Annotated in this window: 23 protein-coding genes; 19 read left to right on the top strand and 4 right to left on the bottom strand. The window is 49.0% G+C overall.

The window, feature by feature from the left end:
• Window positions 1-195: 195 nt before the first annotated feature.
• The 3 genes from murA (at window position 196) to AB1K89_RS14610 (ending at window position 3,224) form a co-directional block, all read left to right on the top strand.
• Window positions 196-1,497 carry a UDP-N-acetylglucosamine 1-carboxyvinyltransferase gene (murA, locus tag AB1K89_RS14620; RefSeq protein WP_413055452.1) on the top strand — a complete coding sequence of 434 codons (1,302 nt, stop codon included), beginning with the start codon at window positions 196-198 and terminating at the stop codon, window positions 1,495-1,497.
• A 67-nt stretch (window positions 1,498-1,564) separates the two neighbouring features.
• Window positions 1,565-2,563: a stage II sporulation protein D gene (gene spoIID, locus AB1K89_RS14615; RefSeq protein WP_413055451.1), complete on the top strand. Its 999-nt coding sequence runs from the start codon at window positions 1,565-1,567 to the stop codon at window positions 2,561-2,563.
• Between the two features lie 10 nt (window positions 2,564-2,573).
• Window positions 2,574-3,224 (top strand): peptidoglycan DD-metalloendopeptidase family protein, encoded by a 651-nt coding sequence (locus tag AB1K89_RS14610; RefSeq protein WP_413055450.1) that lies wholly within the window; start codon window positions 2,574-2,576, stop codon window positions 3,222-3,224.
• Between the two features lie 173 nt (window positions 3,225-3,397).
• Here AB1K89_RS14610 and AB1K89_RS14605 read toward each other — a convergent pair whose 3' ends face one another.
• Complete coding sequence (locus AB1K89_RS14605; protein ID WP_413055449.1) at window positions 3,398-3,616, bottom strand: hypothetical protein; 219 nt, start codon at window positions 3,614-3,616, stop codon at window positions 3,398-3,400.
• 116 nt (window positions 3,617-3,732) lie between these two features.
• On the opposite strand from AB1K89_RS14605, the gene AB1K89_RS14600 reads away from it, so the two are divergent.
• From AB1K89_RS14600 to AB1K89_RS14560, 9 genes are all read left to right on the top strand, one after another.
• Window positions 3,733-4,002 carry a sporulation transcriptional regulator SpoIIID gene (locus AB1K89_RS14600; protein WP_239430942.1) on the top strand — a complete coding sequence of 90 codons (270 nt, stop codon included), beginning with the start codon at window positions 3,733-3,735 and terminating at the stop codon, window positions 4,000-4,002.
• 365 nt (window positions 4,003-4,367) lie between these two features.
• Window positions 4,368-5,348: a rod shape-determining protein gene (locus tag AB1K89_RS14595; RefSeq protein WP_413055510.1), complete on the top strand. Its 981-nt coding sequence runs from the start codon at window positions 4,368-4,370 to the stop codon at window positions 5,346-5,348.
• A 98-nt stretch (window positions 5,349-5,446) separates the two neighbouring features.
• A complete protein-coding gene (locus AB1K89_RS14590; protein WP_413055448.1) occupies window positions 5,447-6,286 on the top strand; it encodes a flagellar hook-basal body protein in 840 nt (279 codons plus the stop codon).
• Between the two features lie 25 nt (window positions 6,287-6,311).
• Window positions 6,312-7,148, top strand: a complete 837-nt coding sequence (locus AB1K89_RS14585; protein WP_413055447.1) for a flagellar hook-basal body protein — start codon at window positions 6,312-6,314, stop codon at window positions 7,146-7,148.
• Window positions 7,149-7,170: 22 nt separating this feature from the next.
• Window positions 7,171-7,506 carry a DNA-directed RNA polymerase subunit beta gene (locus AB1K89_RS14580; RefSeq protein WP_413055446.1) on the top strand — a complete coding sequence of 112 codons (336 nt, stop codon included), beginning with the start codon at window positions 7,171-7,173 and terminating at the stop codon, window positions 7,504-7,506.
• A gap of 50 nt (window positions 7,507-7,556) precedes the next feature.
• A complete protein-coding gene (fabZ, locus tag AB1K89_RS14575; protein ID WP_413055445.1) occupies window positions 7,557-8,000 on the top strand; it encodes a 3-hydroxyacyl-ACP dehydratase FabZ in 444 nt (147 codons plus the stop codon).
• A 108-nt stretch (window positions 8,001-8,108) separates the two neighbouring features.
• The gene (locus AB1K89_RS14570; RefSeq protein WP_413055444.1) at window positions 8,109-8,501 is read left to right on the top strand and encodes a hypothetical protein; all 393 of its coding nucleotides are present in this window, start codon (window positions 8,109-8,111) and stop codon (window positions 8,499-8,501) included.
• A gap of 88 nt (window positions 8,502-8,589) precedes the next feature.
• The gene (locus tag AB1K89_RS14565) at window positions 8,590-8,958 is read left to right on the top strand and encodes a hypothetical protein (protein WP_413055443.1); all 369 of its coding nucleotides are present in this window, start codon (window positions 8,590-8,592) and stop codon (window positions 8,956-8,958) included.
• Window positions 8,959-9,268: 310 nt separating this feature from the next.
• Window positions 9,269-9,622, top strand: coding sequence for a hypothetical protein (locus AB1K89_RS14560; RefSeq protein ID WP_413055442.1), 354 nt, complete (start codon window positions 9,269-9,271; stop codon window positions 9,620-9,622).
• Between the two features lie 353 nt (window positions 9,623-9,975).
• Here AB1K89_RS14560 and AB1K89_RS14555 read toward each other — a convergent pair whose 3' ends face one another.
• Window positions 9,976-10,422, bottom strand: a complete 447-nt coding sequence (locus AB1K89_RS14555) for a YwpF family protein (RefSeq protein ID WP_413055441.1) — start codon at window positions 10,420-10,422, stop codon at window positions 9,976-9,978.
• A 242-nt stretch (window positions 10,423-10,664) separates the two neighbouring features.
• Here AB1K89_RS14555 and AB1K89_RS14550 point away from each other — a divergent pair, with 242 nt between their 5' ends.
• Together AB1K89_RS14550 and AB1K89_RS14545 are read left to right on the top strand one after the other, a co-directional pair.
• On the top strand, window positions 10,665-11,123 hold the full coding sequence (locus AB1K89_RS14550) for a single-stranded DNA-binding protein (protein WP_413055440.1): 459 nt from the start codon (window positions 10,665-10,667) through the stop codon (window positions 11,121-11,123).
• A 281-nt stretch (window positions 11,124-11,404) separates the two neighbouring features.
• Entirely contained in the window at window positions 11,405-11,566 is a 162-nt protein-coding gene (locus AB1K89_RS14545) for a hypothetical protein (RefSeq protein WP_252501961.1), read from the top strand.
• A gap of 43 nt (window positions 11,567-11,609) precedes the next feature.
• Here AB1K89_RS14545 and AB1K89_RS14540 read toward each other — a convergent pair whose 3' ends face one another.
• Window positions 11,610-14,354 (bottom strand): DEAD/DEAH box helicase, encoded by a 2,745-nt coding sequence (locus AB1K89_RS14540; RefSeq protein WP_413055439.1) that lies wholly within the window; start codon window positions 14,352-14,354, stop codon window positions 11,610-11,612.
• Complete coding sequence (locus AB1K89_RS14535) at window positions 14,351-15,928, bottom strand: hypothetical protein (protein WP_413055438.1); 1,578 nt, start codon at window positions 15,926-15,928, stop codon at window positions 14,351-14,353. Before AB1K89_RS14535 ends, AB1K89_RS14540 begins: the two co-directional genes overlap by 4 nt.
• Before the next feature lie 119 nt (window positions 15,929-16,047).
• On the opposite strand from AB1K89_RS14535, the gene AB1K89_RS14530 reads away from it, so the two are divergent.
• From AB1K89_RS14530 to AB1K89_RS14510, 5 genes are all read left to right on the top strand, one after another.
• Entirely contained in the window at window positions 16,048-16,365 is a 318-nt protein-coding gene (locus AB1K89_RS14530; protein ID WP_413055437.1) for a hypothetical protein, read from the top strand.
• A gap of 87 nt (window positions 16,366-16,452) precedes the next feature.
• Window positions 16,453-16,896: a transcriptional regulator gene (locus AB1K89_RS14525; RefSeq protein ID WP_413055436.1), complete on the top strand. Its 444-nt coding sequence runs from the start codon at window positions 16,453-16,455 to the stop codon at window positions 16,894-16,896.
• A gap of 407 nt (window positions 16,897-17,303) precedes the next feature.
• Window positions 17,304-17,990, top strand: coding sequence for a hypothetical protein (locus AB1K89_RS14520; RefSeq protein ID WP_413055435.1), 687 nt, complete (start codon window positions 17,304-17,306; stop codon window positions 17,988-17,990).
• Window positions 17,991-19,265, top strand: coding sequence for an efflux RND transporter periplasmic adaptor subunit (locus AB1K89_RS14515; protein ID WP_413055434.1), 1,275 nt, complete (start codon window positions 17,991-17,993; stop codon window positions 19,263-19,265).
• A gap of 417 nt (window positions 19,266-19,682) precedes the next feature.
• Window positions 19,683-20,816: a polysaccharide deacetylase family protein gene (locus AB1K89_RS14510; RefSeq protein ID WP_413055433.1), complete on the top strand. Its 1,134-nt coding sequence runs from the start codon at window positions 19,683-19,685 to the stop codon at window positions 20,814-20,816.
• Window positions 20,817-20,931: the final 115 nt, after the last annotated feature.

Here is a 20,931-nt window from a genome sequence, read left to right as displayed (position 1 = left end):
AGCACACAAATCGACATATGGGTACATATTATAGACTATCTTATGGATAGACGGGAAAATAGCTCTGTAGTTACTTGTTTAATAATGTAGAGCGTTGTAGAATAGTATGTGTTTTTATGTTTAAATTATGACGAAAAAAATCAAAAGAAGATATTATGGCAACGAGTATAAATTTTTGAGTCGGAGGGGCTTTTTGTGGATAAAATAATTATTAATGGTGGACGCGTTCTTCACGGCAACGTCCGTGTAGAAGGCGCTAAAAATGCGGTTTTGCCAATCTTGGCTGCTGCATTACTCGCGTCTGACGGTCCCAATATCATTCGTGATGTGCCGAATCTTTCGGACGTCTCCACGATCAATGAAGTAGTAAAGAGCCTGAATGCGAAGGTCGATTACGATCCAGCTAGAGGGCAAGTGATCATTGATTCAACAGAAAAACTTGCAAGCGAAGCACATTTTGAATATGTACGTAAAATGCGTGCGTCAATCTTGGTTATGGGACCATTGCTCGCGCGCAACGGTTTTGCACGCGTAGCTTTGCCTGGAGGATGCGCGATCGGCTCTCGTCCGATTGACCAGCACCTGAAAGGTTTCGAAGCGATGGGCGCGGAGATCACATTCGGACATGGACATGTCGAAGCGAAAGCGGAGAACGGCCTTACAGGAGCTAAAATCTATTTAGACTTCCCGAGCGTCGGCGCTACGGAAAACATCATGACTGCGGCAGCTTTGGCGAAAGGGACGACTATTATCGAAAACGCGGCGAAAGAGCCGGAAATTGTCGATTTAGCGAACTTCATCAATGAAATGGGCGGAAGAGTGATCGGTGCCGGTACGGATGCAATCCGGATCGAAGGCGTGGATAAGCTTCACGGAACGATTCACCATATCATCCCAGACCGTATTGAAACAGGTACATTCATGGTAGCTGCAGCGATTACGGGCGGCGACATTACAATTGAAAACGCGGTTCCAGAGCATAACGCTGCGTTAATTTCCAAGCTTGGAGAAATGGGAGTTGTTATTACGGAATTGGACGAAGGCTTGCGCATCCGTGCGAAGCATCCTTTGAAAGCGGTCGATCTGAAGACGATGCCGCACCCTGGATTCCCGACAGACATGCAATCGCAAATGATGGCACTTATGCTGACGGCATCCGGAACGGGTGTGCTAACGGAAACGGTATTTGAAAACCGCTTCATGCACGTCGAAGAATTCCGCCGCATGAACGCAAGCGTTAAAATTGAAGGACGCTCGGTCATCATCTCAGGACCATCCAATCTGCAAGGTGCCGAAGTTGCGGCGACAGACTTGCGCGCAGCAGCTGCCCTCATCTTGGCAGGCCTCGTTGCGGAAGGTGTGACACGCGTCACAGAACTTGATCATTTGGACCGCGGCTATGTCGATTTCCATAAGAAATTGAAAGCACTCGGGGCAGATATCGAACGCGTCTCAATGGAAGAAACGACTACAGAAACAGAGAAGCAACTCGTCTAATCATTATTCATACTTTATTCGAAGCTTCCATAACTGCTCCTCGTCAACTCGACGGGGGGCAGTTTTTTTGAATGAAACGGGGGGCTTCATCATACAATCGAATATGGACAAACTACTAGCCGTTTTATTCATCGTACTACTATTTTTCATTCCCATCCTTATGAAACCGACTGTCGAACCTGAGAAGAACGTGGCAATGGAAGATCCTTGCGCAATCTATATCACTGTGGAAGGGGTGGACAAGCCTTTGCCGCTTGAGGAGTATGTGTTGGGGGTTGTCGCCGGTGAAATGCCGATCGACTTCCACGACGAAGCCTTGAGGGCACAAGCGATTGCGGCTCGGACATACGTGCTGCGGACGACGGAGGGCGGCAAGAAGCCGATCCAAGCGACCGTCTCCGCACAAGTATACAAAACCGCAGCAGAACGGAAGGAACGCTGGGGGAAGAAGTTTAAGCAAAATGAAAAGAAGCTGCGTGAAATAGTCGCGACGACCACCGGGGACACGATTGTGTATGGTGATGAAATGATTACCGCAATGTTTTTTTCGACATCGAATGGGAAGACTGAAACCGCGCAAAACTATAGCGGCAACCCGATTCCCTACTTGCAAAGCGTGGAAAGCCCGGGGGAGGAAGTCGTCGCTGCAGAAGTGGAGCGGCACATCGAAATGCCGATTGCAAAATGGAATGAAGCGCTCGGATCCGTCTGGAAAGCCGATCGATTCAAAAGCCTCCAGCTCGTCCGCAATCAAACAGGGCGCGTGCAAAAAGCGGTCTCCTCAGGCTTCGAAATGAGCGGAAGGGACATGCGTGAAGCACTAGGGCTCGCCTCTACGGACTTCGACATCGCCTACGACGTAACGAACGAGATCGTCCTCATTAAAACGAAGGGATACGGGCACGGGGTCGGCATGAGTCAATACGGCGCCGAAGCCTTTGCCCAGAAAGGATGGACAGCTGAAAACATACTGACCTACTATTATTCCGGCACAACAATAAAAAAGTTTGAAGTAGACGAATCTGAATGTTTAAAAACACCAACACTTGCAAACAATAGCAAGTGAGGTGATGATAATGCGAGAAGAAAAACCGAAATCCCCTTCTCAGAAGAATAAGAGTCAGAAGAGTAGATGGTTCTGGCCGGCCATCTACGCAGGAATTGCGATCGTCTTCGTCGGCATGATTTGGGGCTATAATGCCTTCATTCAAAAAGGGCCGAACGAAACAGCGGACGCAACAGATCCGAACGCTACGCCGCTAGTGGAAACAAACGCTGCAACCGAAGTACTCAAATACCCGTTCAACGAGGACCAACTCGACAACGTGGCTATTATACAAGAGTACTATGATGCAGAAGCCGATGAAGAAACGCGCGAAAGTGCACTACTCGTCTTCAATCAAACATATCTTACAAATAAAGGCGTTTCGATCTCGATGGATGGCCAACCATTTGAAGTCGTCGCAGCACTTAGCGGAACAGTGAAGGAAGTCATTATTGATCAATTCAAAGGCTCCGAAGTCACACTTGAACACACGAATGGAATGACGACAATCTACGGTTCATTGACTGGAATCCTCGTCAAAGAAGGCGACGAAGTCATCCAAGGCCAATCACTCGGCACCGCTACTAGCAACGAATGGAATGCCAAAGCCGGCACACACTTGCATTTCCAAGTGCACAAAGACGGCAACCCAGTCAACCCGCGCACATTCCTAGGATTCTAACCAGCCAAGCCGCTCTCCGTTGGGAGAGCGGCTTTTTTATATGAAGTGTGAATGCGGAAATTTCAATTTGATTTGACACGCTATATCGCGATTAACAAATAAAGGGCTATTATGGATTCTTCCTTGTCTAATGGATCTCTACCTATTCTAATCATGCAATTGGAGCAGATCTTTTAATTGTCAAAAGCAATTGGCGCGAATTGTGATGTTCGTCCGATGGAGATTGTCCCGCGTCCAAAGTATCGTGCTGCGCGTCCAAAGCGGCATGTCCCGCGTCCAAACCGCCGTGCTACGCGTCCAAAGCGGCTTGCCCCGCGTCCAAAGTATCGTGCTGCGCGTCCAAAGCGGCTTGCCCCGCGTCCAAACCATCGCCGCCCGAGCCAAAAAATCATCCGATCAAACCCCTGCAAAAGAATAACCAAGCCACCGCCATAACGCTTTGACATAACTGTTGCCTACGCCGCATAGGATAAAGGAAGAAATGGAGCTGACAGGAAAGGAAGAGGGCGTGCACGAGCAAATTCGGAGGCGATGCGTGCGCCTCGGCAAAATGTTGCTGGACACTGGACTTACCGTACGGGCGCTGGCGAAAACGACGGGCTATTCCAAAAGCACGGTCCATAAGGATTTGACGGAGCGGCTGCCAAATGTGGATGTGGAATTGTCTGAAGAAGTCGCCAAAATACTTGCCTATCATAAGTCTGTCAGACATTTAAGAGGCGGTGAAGCAACACGGATGAAATGGATGAATGAAAATAAGAAAGCCCGCAACACGTGACGGAAATAGACGGGGCCCATCGACCATCCTTGTAGGAAGGCGGACACCCTGTCTTTTCGCATGGAAAAAAACCAGCTGGACTACCCGAAAAGACAAACAAATATTATATTAATGTTTAATGAATCTACCTATGTCTTTTAGTAGGGATTGAAAAAGGACTATATGAAAACGGTTGCCATATTATGAACTCCCCATAAACCCCTGTAAAAATCCTCCATGCAATAATATTCCCCATGACCTAAATAACTGCATAAAAATATACGGAATTCCTGTCAAACTTTGTGTTCATTAAAGAGCCATTATGGTACAATCTATAGTTAGGAGAATAGACGACCGAACTATGGTTGGAAGGGGAAACGGGATTGATGTTTGCAAAGGATATCGGAATCGACCTTGGGACTGCGAATGTGTTGATTCACGTAAAAGGGAAAGGCATCGTTCTAGACGAGCCTGCAGTTGTCGCAATCGACAAACATACAAACAAAGTATTGGCGGTTGGCGAAGAAGCGAGTAAAATGGTAGGAAGGACGCCAGGCAACATTATTGCTATCCGTCCGATGAAAGATGGCGTCATCGCCGATTTCGACGTGACGGAAATGATGCTGCGTCATTTTATTAATAAATTGAATGTCAAAGGATTCTTATCGAAACCGCGGATTCTCGTCTGCTGCCCGACGAACATTACGAACGTCGAGCAGAAAGCGATCCAAGATGCGGCGGAGAAATCTGGCGGCAAAAAAGTTTATCTCGAAGAAGAGCCGAAAGTCGCAGCGATCGGCGCCGGTATGGACATCTTCCAACCGAGCGGGAACATGGTCATCGATATCGGTGGCGGCACGACGGACGTCGCAGTGCTGTCGATGGGGGATATCGTCACTTCCGAATCGATCAAAGCCGCTGGCGACTTGTTTGACAATGACATTATTCAATCAATCAAGAAAAAATATAAATTGCTAATCGGGGAGCGGACGGCGGAAACGATCAAGATAGAAATCGCGACCGTCTTTCCGGGCAGCCGTAAGGAAGAGATGGACATCCGTGGCCGTGATATGGTCACAGGACTTCCGCGCACCATTACGATCAGCTCCGAAGAAGTGCGGGAAGCGCTCAGCGAATCGGTCGCAATGATCGTCCAATCGGCGAAAAACGTTTTGGAAAAAACGCCGCCCGAACTATCTGCGGACATTATTGACAGAGGAGTCTTCCTTACTGGCGGCGGCGCTTTATTGCACGGAATCGACCAGCTGCTCGCCGAGGAATTGAAAGTTCCGGTATTCATTTCGGACAACCCTCTGAGCTGTGTGGCGATCGGGACGGGAATCCTCCTCGAGAACATTAGCAAATAAGCTCAATTTTAATGAAAAATATACGTCTGTTTGATTAATAAATGACGGATTCATCCGAAGATAATAGAAGGACGAATAAACGAAAGGGGGCGGGCATCATGTTCCGTGGATTTTACACAGTCGGCTCCGGCATGATCGCGCAGCAGCGCAGGACGGAAATGCTAGCGAACAATATCGCGAACGCAAATACACCGGGCTTCAAAGCTGAACAGTCGAGCATCCGTTCATTTCCGGAAATGTTCATGTCGAGCCTCAATGCAAAGCGCATTCCGACGGAAAAAGGCATTCAACTGAACGGCTTGTCGCCGGTTGGAGCCCTATCGACGGGGGTCTACATGCAAGAGACAATGCCGCTATTCACGCAAGGGTCAATCCGTGAAACCGGCATGACGACTGACGTTGCTCTATTGGACGGAAGCTTGCCGATCGACCCGGAAACCGGTGAACAGGGAGCCGTCTTTTTCCGCCTCGAAAACGGAAACGGAAATGAGCTCTACACGAAAAACGGGAATTTCACACTCGACGCGGCAGGCTACTTGACGAATCCGATGGGGTATTACGTACTCGATACGAACGGTCAGCGCATCCAACTGCAAAATGACGATTTCAGCATTACGGATGCTGGCGACATTATGCAAGAGGGAGCGGCCGTCGCAACTCTCGGTGTTTCATTCGCGGAACAGCCCGGCGCCCTCCAAAAGCAAGGGAACGGCCTATTTGCAAGCACGGCAGGCAACTTGCCTGAAGCACAAAATATTGCAGGAGTGGGGTATTCATTCCAACAAGGCTATTTGGAAGGCTCCAACGTTGACGCTGCAAAGTCGATGACGGACATGCTCGCCGCGTACCGCGCATTCGAAGCGAATCAAAAAATCCTTCAAGCGTATGACCGGAGCATGGAAAAAGCTGTGAACGAAATTGGGCGTGTCAACGGATGACGCGTTTTGAAAGGAGCCGAAACGAATGATACGATCAATGACGACAGCTGTTAACACGATGAACCAACTGCAAAGCCAGTTCGATATTATCGGGAATAACCTTGCAAATTCGGCGACAAACGGGTATAAATCGAGTGAAGCCAATTTTCATGAACTGCTATACCAGCAATTCAATAATGATAAAGCCGACACGGCGCAGCGACTGTCACCACCAGGGATCCGGTATGGCGTAGGTGCAGCGCTCGGTCCGGCGAAAATGAATTGGACGGTCGGTTCTTTACAGATGACCGGCCGCGAACTCGATTTCGCATTGACCGAACCGAAGCAGTACTTCAACATTATCATGCCCGGAGAAGACGGGGAGCAAACGGTTTACACGCGTGCTGGGAATTTTTACGTTTCGCCTACTAACGGCGGCAACTTGATGCTCGTCAACGGAGACGGCTATCCGGTCGCAAATAGCGCGGGGCAGCCGATCACTTTCACGGATAACGTCAAAAATTACAACATGCTTCCAGGCGGTGTGCTTGAAGTGACGCATAATGACGGAAATGTTCAGCAAATCGAAATGGGCGTTACGACTTTGGAACGTCCGAACTTGATGAGCCGCCTTTCCGATACACTATTGGCGCTTCCGGACAACGTGGCGGAACTCGGCGTCGCTGCCGGGGACATCCTGACGGAAATGAACGGCGCCAACCGCAACCGCATCGGCATGGAAAACCTGAAGCTCGAAGCTTCCAACGTCAATTACGAAAAAGAAATGACAGACCTGATCAATGTCCAGCGTTCTTACCAATTCAACGCGCGGACGGTCACGCTCGCCGATCAAATGTTGGGTTTGATCAATAACATTCGATAAGCCGCGCTAGGGAGAATCCGATATGATAGATGAAAAACAGAAACATCCTCAATGGGACCATATGAAACAAACTGACGTCACCGAGCGGCAAATCGTCGCGTCTCGCTTGGAACGCAGCCAAATGAAGAAGCAGAAGTCCGTCAAAGAGGAAACGAGCGACAAGCGGCGCATTTGGGTCCAAATCCGCCTGCTGCCGATATGGTTGCGGATCGTACTCGTCCTTCTGTTGCTCACTGGCGCCGCAATTCTCGGAGCCATGATCGGCTACGGCTACGTCGGTGACGGCAAGCCTTCCGATGTGCTGAATAAAGAAACATGGACCCATATACTCGATATCATAAATGGGAAGGAGTCGTAACGGCTCTTTTTCATTTAATCAATACATAAAATTACGGGAGGTTAAAGGCAATGCTAAACGCAGAACAAATTCAAGAAATCATTCCACATCGCTATCCCTTCCTTTTAGTCGATCGGATTACAGAAATCGAAGAAGGGAAACGGGTCGTCGGCTTGAAAAACGTCACGATCAACGAAGACTTTTTCAACGGACACTTTCCAGGCTACCCGGTCATGCCGGGCGTCTTGATCGTCGAAGCGCTTGCCCAAGTCGGTGCGGTCGCCATCCTTCAAAAAGAGGAAAACCGCGGACGCCTCGCGTTCTTTGCAGGCATCGACAACTGCCGATTCAAACGCCAAGTCGTTCCAGGAGACCAATTGAAACTTGAAGTGGAAATTACAAGAATGAGAGGCACCATCGGAAAAGGGAAAGCGGTTGCGTCCGTTGACGGTGAAATCGCCTGCGAAACGGAAATTACATTCGCACTAGGTCCAGTGGCAAAACCTTCAAATTAATTTGCGCACGTGCAAAATGTCAGCTACAATGGAAAGTGCAGTGTGTTTATTGTGTTTATTTGCTAGCGACAACACACGCACGTTTAGAGTGGGAGGTACCAACCAATTATGTACAATGATCTTTCTCCAAATATAAAGAGCAGCATTACGCGCTCCATCACCCAAACGTTTGAACAATACATGACGAACATCGCCTGGGACGAAGAGCTGTACGATATCGAAGACTTCATCGATTTATGGCGCGAATACATAACGACTAAAGCGCTTTGGTACGAGAGAATTCCGGACGACGTAAAAAGAGATCCGAAATTCCACGAAGACCTCGCCCAGCGAATCAATGAAGTCATTCAGCGCATCTTAACCGATCCGCCATCCGAAGAGCAAATCGCCAACATCCAGATCATGCAAGAAAAACTGAACACGCATTTAACATACGACTGTAAAGCCGAAGCCGTCTTTGTCGAAACACTGCTAAAAGATCGCCTCGTAAAAGAACAATAAAAAGTATGGATAGTTCCCTCCTTTTTAGCCAACCTACGAGTATCATACGACTTGTATGATATAGGCTTGTGGAAAGGAGGGAATTTTCATGTTCAAAAAAGCGATACCGTTCGTACTCGTTTCCGGACTTGTCTTGACGGCATGTACGACTCACAACAACGGGGTTCCGCGAAACAACGAAACGCCGATGCAGAACACGACGAACACGAGCAACGGTCTTACGACACCACGTGTTAATAACGGCGCAGGACCGGACATGGATGGCATCCACAACGGAGTCGATCGGAACAATGGTGTGAACAACGGAGTCATCAATAATGACCGTAACGGACTCAACAACGACCGTCTCAACGGAACTTTGAACGGTGGCACGACTGCACCGACCGAAGAAATCATTATTGAAGAAAACGTAACTACTCCAAACGGCACCACCAATCGCAATGGGACCAACCGCTAACCGCAAGCCGAAAGAAAACCGCCACCCCCGGCGGTTTTTCTTTTTCTTCGAATAATGTTTCACAGTGTTTCACGGTGCCTGTGCAGCATGAAATTCAGTTTATTCACTACAATTGTATAATGTAGAATAGGAAGTCATTAATACAGGGAAAATGTTGACTTAATATCGTATTTTTATTCATCTATGCGAATTGTCATAAACTTGTACTGCACAGGCACCGACACAATTTGGATAGTTCCCTCCTTTTTAGCCAACCTACGAGTATCATACGACTCGTATGATATAGGCTTGTGGAAAGGAGGGAATTTTCATGTTCAAAAAAGCGATACCGTTCGTACTCGTTTCCGGACTTGTCTTGACTGCATGTGGTAACTATGGAAACAACGGGAACAACGGGAACAACGTCCCAGGCAACAACGAAACGCCGATGGAAAACTTGGACAACACGACTCCACGAGTCAACAACGGCGCAGGACCGGACATGGATGGCATCGACAACGGACGAAACAACGGTGTAAATAACGGAATCATCAATGATGACCGAGACCGTTTAAACGGAGACATGAACGGTGACAACACAATTGCACCGAACGACAACATCATTACTGATGACAACGTGACAACTCCAAACGACACTAATCGTAACCGTAACAACAACCGCTAACCGCAAGCCGAAAGAAAACCGCCACCCCCCGGCGGTTTTTCTTGTTTAACGGTGCCTGCACAGCGAACAATTCAGTTTATTCACTGCAATTGTATGGGGAAGAAATAAGAAGTCAGTAATTCAGATGAATAGTTAAATAATATCTGTATTTTTATACACTTCCATGAATTGTCATAAATGTGTGCTGCACAGGCACCGACACAATTCTGAAAAACGCATAAAACGTCATACTTGCGCATAAATCGTGCAATTGAAGCATAAACTGCCGTAAATCCTCATAAATCCATATATTTACGCATAAACTGCCGCAATTACGCATAAACAAAAAAACTGCCCGATACAGGCAGCTTTCCTCATGATTCTTTCGCTTCTTCTCTGTCCTTTTTCAATCGCGGACGTTCGCGCATATCTGACTCGAAGCGTCTCAGCAACTCTTCGCCGCTCAGACCTTCGGTGATCAATTCCTCCAATAGATGCTCGGCGTACTGGGTACGTGCGCGCTTTAATCGGCCCTTCAGCAAGACGGAAATGTTATCGCCGATTTGCTGCACCGTGTCGACGGCCACGCGGAATCCTGCAGGCTCGTTTTCTGGATAGGAAATGACGACGCGCGCTTCCAATAACTCTCCCGATTCCTTCCATCCTTCAAACAGCTGCAAGTGTTCCTTATCAATGAAAAGTTCGAGAATCCACATACGGTGGCTATTCTCCTGATTGATAATAATGCCGTCGACCAGCGGAAAATCCTGGATTTTATCGTCTACTAAAATACCGACTGAAATCATTTTAAATGTCTTCAATTGCGCCACCCCGCTCACTTTTGCATCAAGTATACCATACGCCGGAAAAAAACTTCAGAAACAGCCAAGATCGAATTATCTCGAAAAAGTGAAAACTCACAAACGTTGACAACATCCATTTTCCTCATTTCCAACCCGAAAAACAGACGTCAAAACACTATCAAAATCCAATTTTCACGATTTGCGCCAATTTTCCAATCGTTATAAGATAAAGGCACCACAGACAGAAAGGAGGGGAAACAGTGAACCAAGTTGCACTCGTAGGGCGCGTGACGAAGGATCCGATTCTAAGAAGGCTATCGGAAGGAAGACTGCAAACGAGCTTCATCCTTGCCGTGAACCGCAAATTCAAAAACCAGCAGGGCGAAGTGGATGCCGACTTCATACTTTGCACGGCTTGGGGGAAAGTTGCGGAAAATACAGCGAAGCATTGCGGAAAAGGGTCTTTGATAGGTGTCGGAGGACGGATCCAATCGCGGACTTATGAACGGGAAGACAAAAGCCGCGTCTTCGTCACTGAAGTGATCGGCGAGGAAATCCGCTTCCTGTCGACGAAACGGAGAGAGAACGACAATTTGTACGGAGAGCCTGAAGTCAATGTGCAACAGAGCGGCGGTGATGAAAGGAAGACCGAACAGGAAAGGGTTAGCTCGAATTTCCATCTGCCGCAGGATGAAAAAGAGGGACTGCCTATCTATTGAACGCAAGGATGATACATAGGAGGCAGGGAAAAAAGGGTAAAGGAGGATCGCCAGAAAGACACAGGTACGCAAAACAGAATAGTGGAGTAAAGATATCTACGAGAGAAAAAAGAAGTAAAAGGAAATCAGGATATGGAAGGGTGGGGGTCCTCCCATATCCACAGGGGAGCATTGCCGTCTGCCTAAAGGCAATGCTTGCTGCATAGACCGGATGATCTAGGCCAAACAATGCGGCGGGGACCGCTCCCGCCGCATAATCCAATCATAAAGGAGGGGACAACATGGAACAACACAAACAACAACTCATCCGAATGGAACTCCAAGTCGGACAACTCATCCGCATCATCGCCGGGTTGAACGAGCGGCTCAATGAATTGGAGGAAAAAGAACTCGCAAGAAAAGTCATCCCTATACATATGCGACGCCGGGCACAGCGGACGTGAACGAAAAAACCCCGGCTCCCAAAAGGAAACCGAGGTCGAACACCTATCTTTCAAATGAAAGAAGATCATCCAATTCCGTATCGGACAACTCCGTGAGCCATTGACTCGACTGAATTAAATCCGCAGAAAGAGCAGCTTTCTCGACAAGCATCTTATCGATCTTCTCCTCAATCGTCCCGACGGTCACGAACTTATGGACATGCACGAACTTCGTCTGTCCGATCCGGTATGCCCGATCCGTCGCCTGATTCTCAACAGCCGGATTCCACCATCGGTCAGCGTGCAGCACATGATTCGCCGCCGTCAAATTCAACCCGGTGCCGCCAGCCTTCAGCGACAAGATGAAAATCGGGAATTCACCAGCCTGGAAAGCCTCGACCAAATGATCGCGCTGCCCTTTTGGCATGCTTCCTGATAGGAACGGCACATCGATATCGTACAGTTCGCTCAAACATTGGCGGATCAATTGACCCATCCCGATATACTGAGTGAAAATCAAACATTGCTCGCCGTTCGAAGCGATATCCGCCGCCATCGACACGATCCGATTCAGCTTCACCGAGCGCTCCAGCATTTGATCGGCAGGCGCATGAGGCTCCTTCAAAAACAGCGACGGGTGATTGCAAAGCTGCTTCAAGCGGCTCAACATCTTCAAAATGAGCCCTTTCCGCTCAAAGCCGGTCAACGTATCCAGCTTGAACTTCGTATCCTCGATGAAACTTTCATAGAGCGCAGCCTGCTCCGTCGTCAACGGACAATACTCGTTCTGTTCGAGCTTCTTCGGCAAATTCAGCTGCAAATCGGGATCGTTTTTTGTACGGCGCAGCAAGAACGGACGGATTTTCGCCCGCAGTTTGCGCTTCTCGAGCTCCGAATCATCCCGCTCGATCGGAACGATAAACTGCTCGCTGAACGTCCGGAAACTTCCGAAATACCCTTTATGGATGAAATCGAAGATCGCCCACAGCTCGGACAACCGGTTCTCAATCGGCGTACCCGTCAACGCAATCTGATGGTCGCCATGCAATTTGCGGATCGCCCGGGACTGCTTCGTCTGCATGTTTTTAATATTTTGCGCCTCATCGAGCGTAATGCTCGCAAACACGGTGCCGCCAAGCGTCTCATCGTCCTGCGTCGCGGTGCCATACGTCGTCAAAATGACATCAGGCTTACGCTCCTCGAGAAGCGCGTCGAACTCTTCGTCCCGAGCACGCGATGGACCGTAATGCGTATGAACGACGAGCGACGGCGCAAACCGTTCAATCTCCTTCTGCCAGTTGCCGAGCACGCTCGTCGGGCAAATGATGAGCGAAGGGGAGTCCGTCTCAGGGCGCGCATGCACATTCAATAAGTACGTAATGAGCTGCACCGTCTTCCCGAGCCCCATATCGTCCGCCAAACAAGCGCCGAAATGATGGTCCCGCATGAAGACGAGCCAATTATACCCGTCGACCTGATATGGACGGAGCTCAGCTTTCAACGCGGCCGGAATGCCGGCGTCAGGAAGACCTTGCTTATTCGAAACCATCCCGACATAATCGCGCAGCGACTGCTGCATCGAAAATGCAAGAAGGGGGTCGTCCGCACCGTCATCTTCGTCAATCGGAATTATCTCCTCAGGAATCTCTTGGAACAGCAAGTCCTTCACCGTCCATTCGCCCGCATCCGCCTGCTCCATAAGCTCGCGGATCCGCTTCAGCCAAAGCGGGTCGATATGGAACCACTCGTCACCCGAGCGGATATATTCGCGGTTCTCATCGACGAGTTTCCGGAACGTATCCTGGTCGATCTCCTTCCCGGCAAGCGAGAAGTTCCAATCGAACGACAGGACTTCATCGAGACCTGCGGCGGAGCGATACGACTGCACACTGGCACTCGTCCGGACGCGCATCCTCGACTCCGTCACCGACTTCAGCCAAGCCGGCAAAATGACGGGATACCCGAACGACTGGAACACGGGCAAATCTTCCTGAATGAACATCCGCACTTCCGGATCCGACATCGACATTGCCAAAAACCGGTTCCCAGGCTCGGCCTCGACCGAACGGAGGAAAGACACCATCTCAGACTGCTTCTCCCGGATTTCATCGGCGTATTCCTTCCACTTCGCAGGAAGCGCATCACCAATATCAGCATTCGCCTTCCGGACAGCTGGCGTCCAATGCGTCCCGCGTTCACTGACGACGACCGTCTCTAGCAGCCACTCCGTATCTTCGTCCGCATCCGGCTCCGTCAAGCGGAAAGCAACACGGATCGGCATCGTCGAAACCGAATCGCCCGGCCATCCGAACTTGCGCAAATGCGGCAGCAACGCCGGCAACTGATCGAGCCGCATTGCCGAAGCATTGATTTTTTCGCGAATCGCATCATGCAAAATCATCGAAGAAAGGGCGGAAATCCCGATTTTCTCCTCGTCAAATCGAATTGTCCCTGCGTCCAGCTCCGCATGCTGCCAGAAATCGGGTTCATTCCATACACGAGCCGCTTCCCGCAACGCGGATAAATGGGCTTCGTCGTTCGTCGTCCGACCTTCGAACGATGCGAAAGGATGCGTCTGGCCTGCGAACACTTGAAGAAACTCGTTCGTATTCAAATGGACGAACTCACCATCTGTCACCGGCAACAAGCCGTACAACGCCTGCTCATTGTTGAAGAACAGGAACGATGAGAGCCTGTCCGGGGCAATCGCCCGTCCGGATGAATCGGTCGCGGTAACCGAATACCGCCCTCCTTCGTCCCGTTCGATCGACAATTGGAAAAGGAGATTCAATGTATCCATTTTCGTCATAAATTCAAATTCCCCTTTTCCATTTCTTCCGACAAGGCGCGCAGCCTTCGATACTGCTCGCGCACCGTGTCGATGTAGCGGTTCCAGAAATCGACCTTGCCGCTCTTTTTCGCGCCCGCCTTCATATTTTTGAACAAGCGTACGGCGCGGCGGTAGCTATGCCGGTTCTTCTCCTGGATGAAGCGCATCGCGTACGTATGGAGCAAAGGCATGACGGAAGCCGGGTCATTCGCGAGGACGAACTTCAACGTATCCGGTTCAAGCCCGTCATACGGAATATTGAACCGGTGCATGAGCGCCGCCCATTCGGCGAAACGTTCACGCTCGATGAGGAAATCGCCGAACGCGCTGACGCCGTCTTCCCCGTAGATCATGAAAAGCTCTTCTCGACGTTTTTCCGGAAAATTCGCCTCTTCAAGCAAGCCGTCGATTTTCCGGATGAAATGATACCGATCGGTTGAAAATGGAATCCGCTCAAAGAACTCGCCGATATGTGGATAGATCGTATCCATGATGACGGCAAGCGAACCGGCGTCCTCCATCTCGGCAGCAAGATCGGCAAGCGGCAGCCAATGGCCGACGAGCTCGCCTCCAGCCCGCTCCGCGATTAATGAAAGGGATTTCTCATCGCCCTCCATCAAATTGAAGTAAGCGGCGAAAAAGGACGCATCGACCGAATCATCTTCAAGTAGATGGGCAAGCTCTTTCTCCTGTGCAGCCTTGTCTTTGTACAGGAATTCCCACATGATCGCATAAATCTCGAGGCGGACTTCAAAAAGACCGTCATTCCGCAAGACAAACTCGCGGGCTTGCGTTTTGAGCGCCGTGTAAAACGCGTCAGTCTCAAACAACCGAGGATTTTTTCCGAGCGCCTTACCGATATCGCGCAATTTCTCGATTTGCTCATTGAGCCACATCTTCACTTGCCATTGGCGGTATGTGAAATGATTTGCCTCCTCGAGATGCCCATGCGCAAAAGACCAGCCCGCTTCCAAAAGATGCAGCCGGTAAAACAGTTCGAACAGCGGCTTCCATTCATATTCGAAAGGGGACAGCGGGATCACTTTCTGATCCATCAACGAGCTTTCATGGATGAAAACATTCGGATTGTCGCCAGGCCCGATTTCCCGCAGCGGCTTCGTCAGCCTGTACAACACATCGTTCCAAGCTTCGGGCGTCCGTTCCGAAACGGTGAGCACCAATTGCTCCGTCTCTCTCCGTTGCCAATCATGCAGCCATTCCGTCAACGAATGGAACTGTGAATATAAATGAAAGACAGTCGCGATCTTATGGACGCACCAATCGCCTTCACCGCAAGTGCAATCGTTGAACGGTACTGAAGGGGCAAGCTTCACCGTTTGCTCGCCTTCATCAGCCAATGTCGCAACAAAGGTAGTCACTCCCTGTACAAAACGGAAGTCAAGAAACGCGCCTTTTCGGACGAGCGTCACCGCCTTCCGGATCTGCTCGGACTCCTTCTGGACATCCGGACGAAACGAATGCTTGATCTGACTCATCCATTCATCTATTTCACGCTCATGTAAATACGAAAATCGTTCCACTGACATGTGCATCGGCTCACTCCCTAAACTTAAGCATTCCCTTTATTATAAGGCTTTTAAGCGTGAATCGTAAATGATATCATTTAAAGTAAGGCAACAACATACATAAATTTCATGAAGGGGGATCCAAAATGGAACAATTGATGCTACACGTACCTAAAGTTTATGAAAAACGCTATCTATTGCTGGAAGATTATACGTCAATTGACCATATCTATGTGGAAGACGGAAATGGGGGCGGCTTTATTGCAGTAGAAACTTTCATGTTGCCGGAGCCTGAAACCCAATCGGTCGTCGTCAATTATCAATCCGACGAAGTGACATTGTTCTTAGACAAGGAAAGTAAATTTCTCAATCAGCTTCAGAGAAGGAAAATACCGTTCGAACCTGTGCACACTCAATTCTTTTTGCACCCGAAGGAGAAGAATCATCAATCCAAACGTCGTTGAATAGGATAGAAAACAAATCATTCACAAAAAATGGTGAACTATGATAGAATGATAATAATCGGAATATTCAATGATGGAGGGATAAACATGCTTTCAGTCCAGCGTATGACGCCTTTTTTCACTAGCCAAGAGGACTTCCGTCTACGTCTCGTGTTCGCCTATCAATATTTCTCGATCATAAAAGGCGGTGAAGTGTACCAATTCGTTCCCTCTGAAGGAAAGGAAATTGTCGTCAACGTGAAGAGCCTGCAAGTCGAAAACCTTGGCGAGGTGTTCGTCTTCCAACGTGGCAGCCGATTCATCCGGCTGCCGCTGTACCAACTCCTTCTCATCTCGGATCTTCATCTGCATCTGTCGTCGATCCTTGAAGGGACGTTGAACTTGCAATTGGAAATACCGGAAGTCGTTATCCAAGAAGCAGAGGAGCTGATGAAAGAAATCGAATCCGAGAACCGCCTGCGCATGATCGACTACGCACTCGAAACAAACAATCGTACCTTATTCACTCAACTGACGGAAGGAATGCAATAAATTGAAAAACAAATCATGAAAAAACACTTATCGTCCAAAAAAACGATGAGTGTTTTTAATTTTGTCCTTAAATTAGTTTTGAATGCTAGAATGATAGGGTATATATAGCTTGCTCACTTGCTTCAACTCGTAAAAAAATGCAAGGCGATGACGAATACAGTGGAACCAGTCAATCCGAACAAGAAATCCTGCATAGTAAATCGATGTTTATCGTCTTGATTCATCAAAATCCGCTCCTTTGTCGATTTCCCGGGAAATAAGGCAGTTTAGGGAATAAACTAGCTACTAGACTGGCCGATTCCCGAGAAATTTATACATATTACTCTACTAAAAATTGAATAATTCACGAGATTTGATACAGTTATGTATATAGCACCAAAAAATATCCGCAGAAAGGATGGTCGCGCTTGTTCTTTGACTACCGATTTTGGCACTTTTTGACGAGGCCCTATGACCTTGCATCCCAGATGCAAACCGGAACGATGCGGCACTTCAACAGACGGCTGCTCATCGTATTCCTCGCAGGCATCGCCATTTTCCTGCTCCGGGAAACGTGGGGCATGGGCACCGAAGCACTGACGTCATTGATGACGACAATGACGACAACGGACTACATAATCGCAAGATACGCCTCACTTGCAGGCACATTCCTTTGGTCAATTCTATACATAGCATTCCATATTTTTGGAGTCGCACTGATCCTTTCGAGGCTGACAAAGATTCCATACCGGCAACTCGTTCCGCTGCAAGTGCTCATTACGGGCTTATTGCTCATGGAAAAGGCGATCCTCTTCATCGTCTTTGCATTGAAAGGATCTACCGTCAGCCTCTCATTCCTATCATTCGGCCCGCTCGCCGTCACAGTTATGGAAAATTGGTATTTGATCCTCTTCATGAACCAATTGACGATTACGAGCGCGCTGATCATCACGCTGCAATACCGTTTCATCCGAGGCTTCGTCGAAGATGGCAGATGGAAGGAGCATCTTTGGATATTGATTGGAATGCATTTTGCAATGGCACTCATCACGGCGGCGGTCGCATTCATTCCGTTCGATTCCATCCTCAATTCACTTTTCGGAGGTGGCTTCTAGATGAATAAACGATTAAGCATCACCGTCGCAATTATCATCAGCCTTTTCATCGCGGTGAACGTCCACCTGCTCTATTCAAACAAAAGCACCGTGCCAAAATCATTGTATGTCCATAAATACGAGCGCATGACTCCTGGACATCATGAAGAGGAAATACCGAAAGAGGGGCTTATCACGCCTGAAGACATTTACACTGTCTACGTCGGCGACGATGAAACGATCGAATCATGGCTCGTCAAGGAAGGCGATCCAGTTCAGGTCGGGGATGAAATCGCGTTGTTGCAGACCGGACGTGCAGAGAGCCAACTCGCGGCATGGGAAGCGGAGGAAGAAGGCCTTCTTGAACAGCGGGATGCGATTGAATCAACGATTGCAAGCCTCGAATCAGAGAGGGGAAGCGCCCGGAAAAACTCCTCCCGCGTCAATACGACCGAAACACCGGGCGACTCTGAAGTCGAATTGAACGTCGACGTCCAAGTCGATGTCCACCAAGACGGCGCATTCGCCCAAGCAATCGCCGAAGCCGAGCGCGAACTGGCGGAAATCGATCGGAAACTTGCCGTCGTCCAAACGCAGCTCGAACAAGACGCCACCCGTCCTGCGCTCATCAGCCCCGTGAACGGCACGGTTTCGAAAGTACACAAACACGGCTTCACACTCGCCGCCGATATTTACAGCGACGCGAAATTCGTCACAACGTATGTGCAACTCGATGAATGGCAGAAAATCGAGGAAGGGGATTCCGTCCGCATTCAGGAAAATAGTATGGATGCAGTCATCGAAGGGACGGTCCATTATATCTCCGAAGTGCCGGCAACCGACAGCAGATGGCGCAAAGCATATGACAAGCTCGATCCGAAAGAACGGAACAATCCGCTCGATCTATATGAGATTACGATCATGCCGCTCGAACAACTGCACAGCTTGCCGTTCGGGGCGAATGTCAATGCATCGATCATCGTGAACGAAGCGGACGCCGTCTCCGTGAAAATCCACTGGCTCGAAGCGCATGTGAAAGACAGTGCCTTCGTATGGAAGCTGGATGAACAAGGCCGCGCCGTCAAAACGAACGTCACAGTTCCATTCATCACGAACAACCGGGCCGTCATCACGGAAGGACTCACAACTGGTGACGTTGTCATCTACAACCGCAACATCGACGAAACCGACAACCTGTCGAACGTCTTCCTGCCCCTCCCGCTCGAACTTCCATCGAAAAGCGATTGGAGAACATTCGGCTGGAAGAACTACGTGAAATATGGATTTGTGGAATAAGAATAAAGACAAAAACCGCCCAAGTGGCGGTTTCAGCCTGTTGACAAACGCTCGCATCCGTTGTTGCTCGTGTCGCTCGTCCGCTCATGAACTTTAGTTCTATTCGCGTCTTCGCTCCACTTCGCGCGGGCTCGCAGGATGCGAGTCATGCAACCGTTGCCACAGGACGTGGCGCTCTTAGGTTGCCTTCCTTGACAAGCGTTTTCAATCAGGCTGAGGAAATGTCTGTTTATCGTGTTTATCCTAAAATTGAGTGTAGACAAAGTCAAAGAACGACTTTGTCTACACTCTGAAACCGCCCAAGTGGCGGTTTTTTGCTGTCCACGTAACTCAATTTCAATATCCGCTTCTAGACATGTCCCTCTTTCAATATAGTGAAGAAATCGTAAAAATTTCGGGGGGAGACGGGGAAAGCAGATGAAAAAATGGACGTTGATATGTTGCATAGCAATCATTTGTATTTTATTCACAGCAGTTGGGAAAGTCGAAGCGGCGAGCGAAGGCGGGAAACGGTATGTCGGACTGCACGATCGTATCTTGCCAATTGAGGACATCCGCGTCGTCGACGGTGACACGAAAGTGCCGCTCAAAGACATCGCAAAATATCTTTATTTGCCCGTCGAAACGAAAGATGGGAAGACAATCATCCGAAAACGAGGGAAAGAAATTATTTTTGATCATTCAACAGGGGCAACGACTTTGGACGGAGTGGATCAGCCGTGGACGCCGATCGCATTTATTGACGGTCAGCTTTTCATTAGCGTGAAATATATCGCCCGTGAAACCGGGTTCCAATTCGAGTATTTTCAAGAGCACCATACAATCCGCATCTATCGCGACGAATTCAATCATATAAGCCATGAAGCGTTCAAGGAAGTTATTAAAGCATATGGCACGAAACAGCAGCCCGCACCGACTACGAAAAAAGCGACCGTCTATTTGACGTTCGATGACGGTCCGAATCAATTCACATTGATCAATCACGCAACGCTCGAAAAATACAAAGTGCCCGCCACGTTCTTCTTCTTGGGTAATCAAATGAAACAGAATGAGTCCATCGTCAAGACCGTTTCGAAAAGCGGCCATTACATCGGCTCCCACAGCATGACCCACGACAAAGCATTCGTCTACGGATCGACCGAATCATTCATTGCCGAAATGGTCGGCGGTGCGGAACTCGTCGAACAACTGACAGGGAAAACATCGAATCTCGTGCGCGTCCCATACGGCAGTAAGCCGCTCGTCACAAAAGGAATGCAACAAAGCTTGATTGACCGCGGGCTGAAAATGTGGGACTGGGACGTCGACTCCAATGACTGGCGCTACACGGACAAGCAGGCGGACCAAATTGTGAAAAACGTCCAAGACGGCGTGACCACAGCGGCGAAATCCGGCGACAAGGAAATCATCATCCTCCTGCACGACCGGAGCCAAACGACCATCGCACTTCCTAAAATCATCGAATGGCTGCAAAAAGAAGGCTACAACTTCAAGTCGTACGAACCCGACAACCACATCATCCAGAACTTCCTACGCGACCCGCTTCTCTGAATCAAACCCTTAGTTTGTCAAAAGCATTCAGCGCGAAAACTTCTGCAGTGGAAATGAGCTCTTGCCGCGAAAACGAGAACTCTTTGAGGTGGAATGAGAAGTTCTTACCGAATAA

It is taken from the genome of Sporosarcina pasadenensis, from assembly GCF_047228845.1.
Taxonomy (GTDB): Bacteria; Bacillota; Bacilli; order Bacillales_A; family Planococcaceae; genus Sporosarcina.
The sequence above is the reverse complement of the archived record's forward strand: the minus strand, read 5'-3'. Positions and strand labels throughout refer to the sequence as shown.

Bases quoted from the DNA above. Each gene is read 5' to 3' on its own strand.
- AB1K89_RS14610 (WP_413055450.1), top strand. From the start codon at position 2,574: ATGCGAGAAGAAAAACCGAAATCCCCTTCTCAGAAGAATAAGAGTCAG.
- AB1K89_RS14605 (WP_413055449.1), bottom strand. From the start codon at position 3,616: ATGATTTTTTGGCTCGGGCGGCGATGGTTTGGACGCGGGGCAAGCCGC.
- AB1K89_RS14595 (WP_413055510.1), top strand. From the start codon at position 4,368: ATGTTTGCAAAGGATATCGGAATCGACCTTGGGACTGCGAATGTGTTG.
- AB1K89_RS14590 (WP_413055448.1), top strand. From the start codon at position 5,447: ATGTTCCGTGGATTTTACACAGTCGGCTCCGGCATGATCGCGCAGCAG.
- AB1K89_RS14585 (WP_413055447.1), top strand. From the start codon at position 6,312: ATGATACGATCAATGACGACAGCTGTTAACACGATGAACCAACTGCAA.
- AB1K89_RS14580 (WP_413055446.1), top strand. From the start codon at position 7,171: ATGATAGATGAAAAACAGAAACATCCTCAATGGGACCATATGAAACAA.
- fabZ (WP_413055445.1), top strand. From the start codon at position 7,557: ATGCTAAACGCAGAACAAATTCAAGAAATCATTCCACATCGCTATCCC.
- AB1K89_RS14570 (WP_413055444.1), top strand. From the start codon at position 8,109: ATGTACAATGATCTTTCTCCAAATATAAAGAGCAGCATTACGCGCTCC.
- AB1K89_RS14565 (WP_413055443.1), top strand. From the start codon at position 8,590: ATGTTCAAAAAAGCGATACCGTTCGTACTCGTTTCCGGACTTGTCTTG.
- AB1K89_RS14560 (WP_413055442.1), top strand. From the start codon at position 9,269: ATGTTCAAAAAAGCGATACCGTTCGTACTCGTTTCCGGACTTGTCTTG.
- AB1K89_RS14545 (WP_252501961.1), top strand. From the start codon at position 11,405: ATGGAACAACACAAACAACAACTCATCCGAATGGAACTCCAAGTCGGA.
- AB1K89_RS14540 (WP_413055439.1), bottom strand. From the start codon at position 14,354: ATGACGAAAATGGATACATTGAATCTCCTTTTCCAATTGTCGATCGAA.
- AB1K89_RS14535 (WP_413055438.1), bottom strand. From the start codon at position 15,928: ATGCACATGTCAGTGGAACGATTTTCGTATTTACATGAGCGTGAAATA.
- AB1K89_RS14530 (WP_413055437.1), top strand. From the start codon at position 16,048: ATGGAACAATTGATGCTACACGTACCTAAAGTTTATGAAAAACGCTAT.
- AB1K89_RS14525 (WP_413055436.1), top strand. From the start codon at position 16,453: ATGCTTTCAGTCCAGCGTATGACGCCTTTTTTCACTAGCCAAGAGGAC.
- AB1K89_RS14515 (WP_413055434.1), top strand. From the start codon at position 17,991: ATGAATAAACGATTAAGCATCACCGTCGCAATTATCATCAGCCTTTTC.
- AB1K89_RS14510 (WP_413055433.1), top strand. From the start codon at position 19,683: ATGAAAAAATGGACGTTGATATGTTGCATAGCAATCATTTGTATTTTA.